Raw genomic sequence first — 12,121 nt, 5'->3', positions numbered from 1 at the left:
GTGCTCTTTCGATGTCGAAGGGCACTGGCTACGAATTGCGCCAAGCGTGAAAATCGCTTTTTGTGCCATTATAGACATTGATATCTACATCTCCGTGAATGCCTCGAACCTTACCATCGGGAGAAAGTTGCCAGAAGGTGAGTTTAACGTAGGGTTTGAACTCACCATAACGTGCTATCCATACATCATATTTGCGCAGCGCTTCGGGGGCATGAACGAGATGCTGATTGACAAACTGCTGACTCACATAGAGGATGGGACGATGGTGGGAATGTTGCTCCACATGATGCAACCAAATGAGCATTTCTTTGAAGAGGACTTCACGCCCTCCCATCTTGGCAATTTGGGCATTCGAAGGTTCGACATCAAGCATTGGTGGCAAGGTGGCAAGTGGCAAACGGACATGCTTGACAAAGTGACGGGCTTGAGCTATACCGGAACTGAGATGCGTGAAGAAATGATAGGGGGCTACGGGAATGCCCTGCGCACGCGCACCACGAAGGTCGGAAAGGTAGTACTTATTGACCAGGCTTTTCCCTTCGGTGGCCTTAATGAAGACGAAGCTCACAGGATAATCCACTGCTCCCGACACTTTTTTCTTGGAGATACTGCCAAGATGAGTGATGCGCAGTCGATCCCAATGGATGGGATATCGCTTGCGGCCTTTCTCATGTTGGTGGCGCGACACATCGATGCCGTAGACTCGCGTGGGGGTGTAGACCATACGCTCTCCACGATAGCGATTTTCCTTCCACTCTCCACTCTTCACGATGTGATGATCCACGGCAAAACCTTGTCCATGGCGCTGATATTGGGCATTGAAAAGCCCTTCATAGTAGGTGCCATCGGGAGAAAGTTGCGTGCCGCTCCATGTTTTGGGCACACTGCTCACAAGCTGCAAGCGATAATGAACACCGAGACTGTCTGTGAATTCTAGATGTGTGGTGTCAGGTAGCGGACGGAGATAGGCATACAGGCTTTTTCCATCGATGCCTTTCTGCGGCTCGTTTGCAACAGGGGCAAGGGTTAGCAAGCCCAAGTGTGGTGTTTTATTGGGATTTTTGAAGAAACTGTTGCCTGCGTCTTCAGTACGCTGATACGCTTGCCCGTTGACGCTATATTGCATACGTCGATAGGCGCGTAACTTCTTTGGGTGCTTTCCAGAATCTGTTTGAACTTCCGCAAGATAACGCTTTAGCTTATGAAAAGCTCTCACCTGGTTTTGGTGGTCTTGGAGAAGCTGTTCGCGATAACGCATCACTTCGTTGTAACCTTCGTCGATGACACTATGGGTTTTAGCGTAATACGCCAGTTCTTTGAGGTGTTGCTCATTCGATACCACACGCTTTTCTTCTGCCTTGGCATAAGACAATAGCATTTTATGCAACTTTTCTCCAGATAGTACCTTTTTACGCACTACGAATGTGGCTTGCACGAGATTTTCTCTCGAAACTCTCCGTCCTATCACAGTGCGCAACTGCTCTACCCTAGCTCTCTTATCGCTGACCCAACGGACACTATCGGGGAAAACATCGTCAAAATAGAGGGTGTCTTTTGCCCCTATAGGGAGCGCATACACACTGCGTGCGCTGACGTTCACCAAGGTGTTGACGCCATCGCGGGTGAGACGAAAATAAAGTCCAAGCACGACAAACTGTGCTAGGACTAAACAGGATATTAAAGTGCGAATAAGGTATTTCTTCATTCGAGTGGTCTAATGAATGGAGGCTCTCCTTAGACTGTCTACAGTCTCAAAAGGAGGAAGGATGATTCGTAAAAGCCTGAAAAAAGCCAGTTTGAATATTCTGATTCTCCTATGGCAAACTCATTTTTTTCAGACTTCCAATCTTGATACAGAGCAATTCTAATTGCGCATTCGAACTATACTCTATTTGTATGCGGCTTATTGATGCTCTTACGATGGTGGTACCTAAACTCTCTTGCTCATTTTTCCCTACTCATTTCTAGTCTAAACTCAAGAAGTAGAGGTAGGTGCAAAGAAAAAGTTGCCCCAACGTCTGTTTTGATGGTGCAAAGTTACAGAAATCTCCCCATGATACAAAAGTCTATCTCAGATTTATTGAATCATTTCTGTTTAAGTGTTCTTCTAATATTTGATAATTGAATACTGCGCTACTAGACTCATATCAGAGATGAAAATTGATTTCCATCCGAATAAACGGAGACTGATATTACTATCGTGCCCACTGCAATGAATTAGCATTGATTCACGCAGCCCAAGCGGGCTGCGACAAGCAAAGAGACATCGTGGTCTCCCAGACGCTTCGTTTCAATTCACGCAGCCCAAGCGGGATGCGACAGCGTGCTGGACTTAACCCTTACCTTGTTTATGAGTTTCAATTCACGCAGCCCAAGCGGGCTGCGACCATCGCGCGTTGCACCGGTGAAGGGATCGATGATGTTTCAATTCACGCAGCCCAAGCGGGCTGCGACGTGCAACGAGCCACGGCAATTCCAACCTACATCGCGTTTCAATTCACGCAGCCCAAGCGGGCTGCGACTCGGCTTCGAGGGCTTTTTCCCATGCCAAATCCGTTTCAATTCACGCAGCCCAAGCGGGCTGCGACGGTTGCTGCAAAGATACAACAAAAAAAGAGATTCTCTCAAAGGATAAATCGCGAAAGTCCCTATCAGTGATTATTTTAGATGAAGAAGATAAAGCTATTGAACTAGAACTAACTGATAATCAAGCACTGCGAAACTCCAACAAAATAATGTTCACTTGGGGTTCGCAACCGAAAATATTCGTCTAACAATCGTTAGATTTTGTATGTTCCATCAATATTACATATACTATGAAAGGTGTATTAGAGAAACGAGTAACCTCATTATCCACTACTGACTTACAAACTATGGCTAGGAGCATCGAATCTCATCACATTGTTAATAGAGAGTAATTGAGATTTCACACCGTTCAACAACGGTGTCACAAGGAGTTTCAAGAAAGAAACAAGATAAAACAAAAAGATATATATTTATATTTGGTTATCTCAACAAGAAATAATACATTTGCAATCGTAACCCTTCCACTGATATCATCATATGATAAACAGCAATAGAAAGACATTTTGCCTCGAAATACGAGGAGATTTTGCTTGTTTTACTCGACCTGAACTGAAGGTAGAACGCGTAAGTTACGATGTGCCGACACCTTCTGCACTTCGCAACATCTTCTCTGCTATTTTTTGGAAACCCTCAATGCGCTGGCATATACGGCGCATAGAAGTTTTACATCCCATCAATCGCACTTCCATCAAACGAAATGAGGTAGGCAGTAAGATGGGCAAGAATCCTATTTATGCAGATGATCCTAAAAATAGACAACAGCGAACCAGTTATATATTGCGTGATGTGGCATATCGAGTGTTTGCCGACTTAGAATTTATTCCTCTTGGTGATCGTCCTAAATGGCTGCAGCAAGAATGTAAGGATTCTGCAGCTGAAACCCCGATGAAATACTTCGAGATGTTTGAACGTCGCGCTTCTAAAGGGCAATGCTTCATGCAACCTTATTTGGGATGTCGAGAATTCTCTTGTTCATTTGAATTACTTCTTCAACAGCCAGAAGGGCATGGTATTGAAGAAACGCGTGACTTGGGGATTATGCTCTATGATTTAGATTATATCTACGAATCACCTACTAACCCCAAGGAAAAGAAGAAAGAGAAAAGCCCCAATCCACTTTTTTTTGATGCGAAGATGGAACATGGAGTGATTGTCGTTCCTGATTATGATAGTGAGGAGGTTTTGCGATGATTTTACAAGCTTTATATCAACTATACCAATCTCTTGAGGCCAATGGGAAAACAACACCTGAAGGGATGCAGTGGAAGCCCATCCCTTTTGTAATCACCATCACTCCAGAAGGTCTGTATGTGGGGATTGAAGATACACGTGACAAAAAAAAGACCCCAAAAGGTAAACTTTTCCTTGTGGCTAAGGATAAGAAAAGAACTGGCTCGAAGAGTTATGAGACAGCGAATCTTCTTTGGGATCATTCTGGGTATGTTCTCAACATCCCCACAGACGAGAGTGAACGAAAAGCAGAGTTAGCTCCCTTACAGCACGAGGCCTTCCTTAAACTAGTAAACAAACTAGCAGAACAACATCCTCAACATGAAGGCGTACGTGCTATACGAGCGTTTTATGCACAGCAGGAACATTTGAAGGTGCCTCGAGAGCTCTTTACTAACCCCAAAGAAAAAAGTCCCAATATCGTATTTAAGCTGAGCAATACGACGGATGCCAATGAAGTGATTGCTTCTGACTCGAATCTAGTTTGGGGCGAGTTAGCAGCAGAACAATCAGCAGGAGAAGAACAGATAGGACGCTATCTCATCACTGGTGAGGCTCTTCCTCTAGCACGATTGCACGACACTATCAAGCTTCCTGGTGGACAAGCTAACCCTTCGTTGATTAGCTTTAATCTCTCAGCTTTCAATTCTTATGGCAAGGAACAGGGAAGCAATGCACCTATCTCTCAAAAAGCCTCTAATGCAGCTATGGCTGCTATCAATGTTCTACTCGATAAAGATGCCGCTACTAACTACAAATTAGGAAATACTACCTTCCTTTTTTGGAGCACACTGACACATAATCAAGAAATAGTGAGCCAAGAGCAAAATTTTGGAGTAAGTCTTGATGAGTTGATGGCTTCGTATAAAGAAGCAACTTTCAGTGGCTTAATCAATCAAGAAGAGGAAGAGGAAGATGCTCAAGAAAATCCTTCTACGACCAGCAAGACTAAGAAGAAAACTAAGAAAGATAAAGCAGACCCTACAGCAGAAAGCGAACGAGTGATGAAGGCACTACGCGTGATGACTTCTGCGAAAGAGGGATACATCAGTTGGCAGAACCAAGAACGATTCTATTTACTTGGACTCATTCCCAATGCTAAACGTGTATGCGTTAAACTATGGATGGAAGGTACCGTCTCAGAAATCGTAGGAAATACGATACAACATCTGAAAGACCTCAACATCGTTAGTTTCAAAAACCGAAATCCTGATGAGGAGCGTCCTCCATTACGTTCTGTCTTTAGTCTAGTGCGTGCTGTTTCAACAGCTGACTCTGCCGATAAATGGTCTCCTATTTTGGTGCAAGGCATCGTGGAAAGCATCGTAAAGGGATTGCCCTACCCTCAATCTCTACAAATGGCTTGCCTTGATCGCGTTCACCACGATGGACGAAGTAAATATCCTGTCACTGAACTACGAGCTGCTATCCTTAAAGCCTATATCAATCGTAAATACAAGCAACCTATACTCGCCATGGCATTAGATCTCAATAATTCTCATCCAGCCTATGTGGCTGGTCGCGCCTTTGCCTTGCTCGAACGTATCCAAGAACTCGCTATTCCTGGAGTGAAAGCTAACATCACCGACCGATACTACAGAATGGCATCTGCTACTCCTAACATGGTGTTTGGTCGCCTATTCCAACTGGCTCAACATCATTTGACTAAAATCAAACGCGATAGCGGAGGTTTGGGCTATTACTTTGAACGTGAATTGGGAAAGGTTGTGAATCTCCTACCTGGGGGACAGTCGGCTCTGCCTGCTCACTTCACGCCCGACGAACAGAGCATCTTTGCGGTGGCCTATTATCACCAAAAAAACTACCGAGACGAGAAAGCAGAAGAGAAGGCTGCCACCGAAGAAGTGGCGGAGTAAACCGTAAAACAATGTATCGCCCTAAACGATGTGTTCAACAAATTCCCGTAACTCTTCTTGTATAACATCACTATTCTGATGCTTGCTTCTCTTAGCTTTAATAAGTCACACTACATAGCTCAGCTAAGCGTCAGAGCGTCTTATTTGTACTAGATACTATTATTAGAATCATCTAACCCACTTATATCTCAGAAATATGTCTACTCAAGCCCTTGAATATCGCTACGACTTTGTCTTCCTCTATGATGTGCAAGATGGTAACCCTAACGGTGACCCAGACGCAGGCAACACACCTCGCATTGACTTCCAAACAGGACAAGGTCTCATCACAGATGTTTGTCTTAAAAGAAAGGTGCGCAACTATGTTATGTTGCAACGTGAGGCTTTTGATGAAGCACGCCAAGCAACAACTAATATCTTCATTCGTGAAAATGCAGCACTAAACAAAAGCATTGCAACCGCCTATGATAATACGAATGTCAAAGAGTTCAAAGATGCACGCGCTTACATGTGCCTTAACTATTATGATGTTCGCGCCTTTGGTGCAGTAATGACTACAGGAAAAAATGCAGGTCAAGTGCGTGGTCCTATTCAACTGACTTTTGGTAGATCTATCGATCCTATTTTTCCCTCTGAACACACTATCACACGTTTGGTAGATGTAGACGACGATGAAAAGCACACAATGGGACGTAAGTCTACTGTGCCTTATGCTCTCTACCGCACTCATGGATTTATCTCTGCTGCTTTGTCGCAAGATACTGGATTTTCAGAAGATGACCTTCAGTTGTTTTGGGATGCCCTAACGAACATGTTTGATCTAGATCGTTCTGCAGCTCGCGGTCTTATGGCAGCCCGCAAACTTATTGTGTTCAAGCACAACAGTAAATTAGGAAATGCACCCGCTCACAAACTCTTTGATTTAGTTAAGGTTGAAAAGAAAGCTGATGTAGACGCTCCTCGTAGTTTCAGTGACTACGTGGTCAGCATTGATTCTTCTGCCCTCCCTGAAGGGGTTGAATTGCTTGATCTCATCTAATTTATTTGCTTTTTTGACTAGATCCGTTTGTAGAAGATAGTTATACTATAGACTCAATTTGCTACAATTGCAAACAACAAATAAGAATCTAGTTGAGTTGATTTTCTTCACCACTTAGACCTATGGGTAAAATCGTCTATACCGAAGATGATATGCTCATGCTATCGGGCATCCAGCACTATTGCTTTTGTCCTCGACAATGGTATCTTATCCATATTGAGCAACTTTGGAAGGACAACGCCCTTACTATGGAAGGAAATTGGCTTCATAAGAAGGTACACCAAGCTGAAATAACAACGAAACGAAGGGATAAGATTACTCTCCGGAGTGTACCTCTTGCATCACCTACCCTCGGGCTTTATGGTTTCTCCGATGCAGTCGAACTAACGCCTGCATCGGAGAACAAAGAGGGAGGTTTCATCCATCCTAATTATCCTGGAAATTGGTGCGCTACACCTATCGAATACAAGCGAGGACGCCCTAAAGCACACAATGCTGACCGACTGCAACTTTGTGCGGAAGCAATTGCCCTCGAAGACCTTTATAATACCCATATCGCTAAAGGATTCTTATACTACGGAGAAACCAAACATCGTGAGATTGTGCTTTTTGATTTATCTCTGCGAAATGAAACCATGAAGACAGCAGAAGACATGCACGAACTTGCGCTACATAACAGCCCCGTACCTCCAACTTATAAACCTCATTGCCGTTCTTGCTCACTGATTGACCTTTGCCTTCCTAAACTATCCCAATTGACCTCTGCCTCGAACTATATTACAGAGCATCTAGAATGGTGATAATATCTAAACCTCTATATACTTCTGGCTTATGCGTCACCTGCTCAATACATTGTATGTACTCACTCCCAATGCTTACTTGCAAAAAGATGGAGAGAGTCTTGCCGTAAAGATTGAGGATGAGATAGCTTTGCGAGTCCCTATACACAATCTTGAGAGCGTTGTCTGCTTCACCTTCATGGGAGCTTCTCCAGGTGCGATGGCTCTGTGCATTGATCATGGTGTAAAACTTTCATTTCTCTCCCCTTCTGGACACTTTATTGGTAGTCTTGAAGGAGCGATAAAAGGAAACGTATTGCTAAGGCGTGCACAATATAGAATGAGTGAAGATGAGTTACTCTCAACTCACCTTGGCTCTCTGTTCATTGGGGGTAAAATAGCAAACCACCGCTGTATACTTCGACGATTTCTGAGAGACCACCACCCAGATGAAACTATTACTGAAGAAATAGAGAATGCTATCTGCCTCCTAAAACGAGAACTTGGTATGCTTCCCCACCAACATACTCGCCTCGAGATTATGGGAGTTGAAGGATACTCTGCAAATATCTATTTTGGGGTTTTCAAACATTTGATACTGAATCCAGAATTTCAATTTGAGAAACGTAGTAAGCGACCACCTAAAGATGAAGTTAATGCCCTACTTTCTTTCTTCTATACATTACTTGCACATGATGTGAGAGCAGCACTTGAAACAGTAGGTCTAGATGCTTATGTGGGTTTCTTGCATACCGACCGCCCAGGACGTCCCAGTTTAGCATTAGACCTCATGGAAGAATTGAGAGGATATCTAGTAGATCGTTTTGTACTATCTGTAATAAACAAAAGACAAATACATAAAAACGATTTTGTAGTGCAGGGCGAAAATGGGTACCTTATTCATGAAGACACAAGAAAGGAACTCATAAGTATGTGGCAAAAGAGAAAAAAGGATGTGATAACACATCCCTTCCTACAAGAAAAAATCCCTATCGGCCTCTTACCCTACGCACAAGCTCAACTACTATCACGTTTTCTTCGCGGTGATATAGATAACTACCCTGTATTCCTATTTACATAATAACCAGAAAATCTAAAACACTATGTATGTTCTTATAACTTATGATGTCTGCACCATTACAACATCAGGTGCTAAACGCTTACGCAATGTAGCAAGGATTTGTAATAACTATGGACAACGCGTACAGAATTCTGTATTTGAATGTCTGGTAGATGCATCACAATTTGTTAGTCTGAAACATGAGTTACTACGTATTATCGACCCAGATGAAGACTGCCTGCGCATCTACCAACTAGGAAAAAATTTCAGAGCGCACATCGAATGTTTTGGCAGAAAGACTTCCTATGAAGTTGAAGGTACGCTGATGATATAATCAAGGAACGTCTAGGCACTATTAGTTATGTTGAACTATTACTTTCACCATAAAATCCAAACTTTAGAGCATACACACTTTTACTGACAAAACCTACATAACAGCAAAAATAATGCTTTGAAGCTAATCAGTGCTTCTCTCCAGGATATGAGAGTACAAACATAGAATATCAGCAACTGCACTAGTTAACGGCGTAGAATATATTTTGAAGCTCATTATGCATTCTCAGAAATAATATAACCGTATGAACACAAAAAAGCCCCGAGTTCATATTGAACTCAGGGCTTTCGTAAAATGGCGGCGACCTACTCTCCCGCGGGTGTGCAGTACCATCGGCGCGGTCGGGCTTAACTTCTCTGTTCGGAATGGGAAGAGGTGGAACCCCGTCGCTATAACCACCGGAAATATCTCTTGAACATGCAACGCTTTCGCATTCTCCTTGTAACTCTAACTTTAGTCTTCTTATTCAGAAAACAAGCAAACAAAGCAGCTTTAAGTGTATTCCACCAAAGGAATAGAAGTTTCGGGCAATTAGTAGTGCTCGGCTTTGACGTCACCGTCTTTACACCTACACCCTATCAACGTTGTAGTCTACAACGACCCTTATGAGGAAATCTAATCTTGTGGCCGGCTTCGCACTTAGATGCTTTCAGCGCTTATCCGATCCCGACGTAGATACCCGGCGGTGCAGCTGGCGCCACAACCGGTAAACCAGAGGTCAGTCCAACACGGTCCTCTCGTACTAGTGTCAGAGCCACGCAAATTTCCTACGCCCACGATAGATAGAGACCGAACTGTCTCACGACGTTCTGAACCCAGCTCGCGTGCCACTTTAATGGGCGAACAGCCCAACCCTTGGGACCTTCTCCAGCCCCAGGATGTGACGAGCCGACATCGAGGTGCCAAACCACTCCGTCGATATGAGCTCTTGGGAGGGATCAGCCTGTTATCCCCGGAGTACCTTTTATCCTTTGAGCGATGGCCCTTCCATACGGAACCACCGGATCACTATGCTCTGCTTTCGCACCTGATCGACTTGTAGGTCTCTCAGTCAAGCGCCCTTTTGCCATTACACTCTACGGCCGGTTACCAATCGGCCTGAGGGCACCTTTAGAAGCCTCCGTTACGCTTTTGGAGGCGACCACCCCAGTCAAACTACCCACCAAACGCGGTCCTCTCATCTGAGAGTTAGGAACCAGACAGCCAAAGGGTCGTATTTCAACAGCGGCTCCACAAACACTGGCGTGCCTGCTTCATAGCCTCCGACCTATCCTACACATCGACTGCCCAATTACAACGTTAAGCTATAGTAAAGGTTCACGGGGTCTTTTCGTCCCATCGCGGGTAATCGGCATCTTCACCGATACTACAATTTCACTGGAATCATGGTTGAGACAGTGCCCAGATCATTACACCATTCGTGCAGGTCGGAACTTACCCGACAAGGAATTTCGCTACCTTAGGACCGTTATAGTTACGGCCGCCGTTTACTGGGGCTTCAATTCAAACCTTCGACCGGAGTCTAAGCTCTCCTCTTAACCTTCCAGCACCGGGCAGGTGTCAGACTGTATACTGCATCTTTCGATTTTGCACAGCCCTGTGTTTTTGTTAAACAGTTGCCTGGGCCGATTCTCTGCGCCTCACATTGCTGTGAGGACCCCTTATTCCGAAGTTACGGGGTCAATTTGCCTAGTTCCTTAACCATGAATCTTCCAAGCGCCTTAGTATATTCTACCCGACTACGTGTGTCCGTTTACGGTACGGGTATCTTTGCTGTTAAGCTTAGCGGATTTTCTCGGGAGTAGGATTACCTTCACTATTACATTGTCCGAAGACGCTGTATACTATCGACTTTCAGCTCAGATGGTGGATTTGCCTGCCATCCTCATAACCTACAATCTTTAACGAGCTATTCCGTCAGCTCGCGGAAGTGTCACTCCTCCGTCTCCACATCGCCAACAAAGATAGTAACGGAATATTAACCGTTTCTGCCATCGGCATCACCATTAGGTTGAACCTTAGGTCCCGACTGACCCAGGGACGATTAACGTTGCCCTGGAAACCTTAGTCTTTCGGCGAGAGTGCATCTCACACTCTTTATCGTTACTTATACCTACATTTGCTTTTCATGAAGCTCCAACAGAGGTTATCCTCTATCTTCAAGGCCGCATGAATGCTCCCCTACCGATATCATTTGATATCCCACGGCTTCGGCAATAGACTTTATACCCGATTATTATCCATGCACAGTCCCTCGACTAGTGAGCTGTTACGCACTCTTTGAATGAATGGCTGCTTCCAAGCCAACATCCTAGCTGTCACGGGGACCACACTTCGTTAGTTTAACTTAGCCTATATTTCGGGGCCTTAGCCGGTGGTCAGGATTCTTCTCCTCTCGGGCGTGGACCTTAGCACCCACGCCCTCACTCCCGGGCTTAGCCTGTGTGCATTCGGAGTTTGTCTGGACTTGATAGGCGGTGAAGCCCTCGCATCCAATCAGTCGCTCTACCTCACACAGGGAACGCCCGAGGCTGCACCTAAATGCATTTCGGGGAGTACGAGCTATCTCCAAGTTTGATTGGCCTTTCACTCCTACCCTCACCTCATCCAGAAGCTTTTCAACGCTTATTGGTTCGGTCCTCCATCCCGTGTTACCGGGACTTCAACCTGGACAAGGGTAGATCACTTGGTTTCGCGTCTACCACCGCCGACTATGCGCCCTATTCAGACTCGCTTTCGCTTCGGCTTACGTGCTTCATAGCACTTAACCTTGCCGACGACGGTAACTCGTAGGTTCATTATGCAAAAGGCACGCCGTCACACCATAAGGTGCTCCGACCGCTTGTAGGCGTACGGTTTCAGGAACTTTTTCACTCCTCTAAAAGAGGTGCTTTTCACCTTTCCCTCACGGTACTGGTTCGCTATCGGTCTCTTACGAGTATTTAGCCTTGGCGGATGGGCCCGCCGGATTCAGACAGGATTTCACGTGTCCCGCCCTACTCAGGATACCACTATGCTTCATACGATTGTCGAGTACGAGACTGTCACTCTCTATGGTCGCTCTTTCCAAAGCGTTCCTCTAACCGTACTTCGTGCAACGTCGTGGTCCTACAACCCCATATAGACCGAAATCTATATGGTTTGGGCTCTTCCCCGTTCGCTCGCCACTACTAGGGGAATCATTATTATTTTCTTTTCCTAGGGGTACTAAGATGT

At 45.0% G+C, this 12,121-nt stretch carries 7 protein-coding genes, 2 rRNA genes and 1 CRISPR repeat array; of the genes, 6 read left to right on the top strand and 3 right to left on the bottom strand.

From position 1 onward, the window contains the following. Positions 1-28 precede the first annotated feature (28 nt). A complete protein-coding gene (locus BQ2633_RS00095) occupies positions 29-1,705 on the bottom strand; it encodes a glycoside hydrolase family 25 protein (protein ID WP_083233873.1) in 1,677 nt (558 codons plus the stop codon). Between the two features lie 515 nt (positions 1,706-2,220). Next, positions 2,221-2,588: direct repeats of the CRISPR family, unit length 33 nt; unit sequence GTTTCAATTCACGCAGCCCAAGCGGGCTGCGAC. Between the two features lie 475 nt (positions 2,589-3,063). Between BQ2633_RS00095 and cas5c the strand changes: the two genes are divergently transcribed. The 6 genes from cas5c to cas2 all read left to right on the top strand — a co-directional run bounded on the left by cas5c (position 3,064) and on the right by cas2 (position 8,905). After that, on the top strand, positions 3,064-3,777 hold the full coding sequence (gene cas5c / locus BQ2633_RS00090; protein ID WP_075564450.1) for a type I-C CRISPR-associated protein Cas5c: 714 nt from the start codon (positions 3,064-3,066) through the stop codon (positions 3,775-3,777). Then, complete coding sequence (gene cas8c, locus BQ2633_RS00085; protein ID WP_075564449.1) at positions 3,774-5,693, top strand: type I-C CRISPR-associated protein Cas8c/Csd1; 1,920 nt, start codon at positions 3,774-3,776, stop codon at positions 5,691-5,693. Before cas5c ends, cas8c begins: the two co-directional genes overlap by 4 nt. A 196-nt stretch (positions 5,694-5,889) precedes the next feature. Next, entirely contained in the window at positions 5,890-6,732 is an 843-nt protein-coding gene (cas7c, locus tag BQ2633_RS00080; protein ID WP_075564448.1) for a type I-C CRISPR-associated protein Cas7/Csd2, read from the top strand. A 122-nt stretch (positions 6,733-6,854) separates the two neighbouring features. Then, a complete protein-coding gene (gene cas4 / locus BQ2633_RS00075; protein WP_075564447.1) occupies positions 6,855-7,532 on the top strand; it encodes a CRISPR-associated protein Cas4 in 678 nt (225 codons plus the stop codon). A gap of 31 nt (positions 7,533-7,563) precedes the next feature. Then, positions 7,564-8,592 (top strand): type I-C CRISPR-associated endonuclease Cas1c, encoded by a 1,029-nt coding sequence (cas1c, locus tag BQ2633_RS00070; RefSeq protein WP_075564446.1) that lies wholly within the window; start codon positions 7,564-7,566, stop codon positions 8,590-8,592. Between the two features lie 22 nt (positions 8,593-8,614). Next, positions 8,615-8,905 (top strand): CRISPR-associated endonuclease Cas2, encoded by a 291-nt coding sequence (gene cas2, locus BQ2633_RS00065; RefSeq protein WP_075564445.1) that lies wholly within the window; start codon positions 8,615-8,617, stop codon positions 8,903-8,905. Between the two features lie 292 nt (positions 8,906-9,197). Here cas2 and rrf read toward each other — a convergent pair. Continuing rightward, positions 9,198-9,308: ribosomal RNA gene (gene rrf / locus BQ2633_RS00060) — 5S ribosomal RNA — on the bottom strand. A gap of 107 nt (positions 9,309-9,415) precedes the next feature. Continuing rightward, positions 9,416-12,121: ribosomal RNA gene (locus tag BQ2633_RS00055) — 23S ribosomal RNA — on the bottom strand; the annotation flags it as partial.

This window comes from Ihuprevotella massiliensis (assembly GCA_900095835.1).
GTDB classification, from domain to species: domain Bacteria; phylum Bacteroidota; class Bacteroidia; order Bacteroidales; family Bacteroidaceae; genus Alloprevotella; species Alloprevotella massiliensis.
The sequence above is the reverse complement of the archived record's forward strand: the minus strand, read 5'-3'. Positions and strand labels throughout refer to the sequence as shown.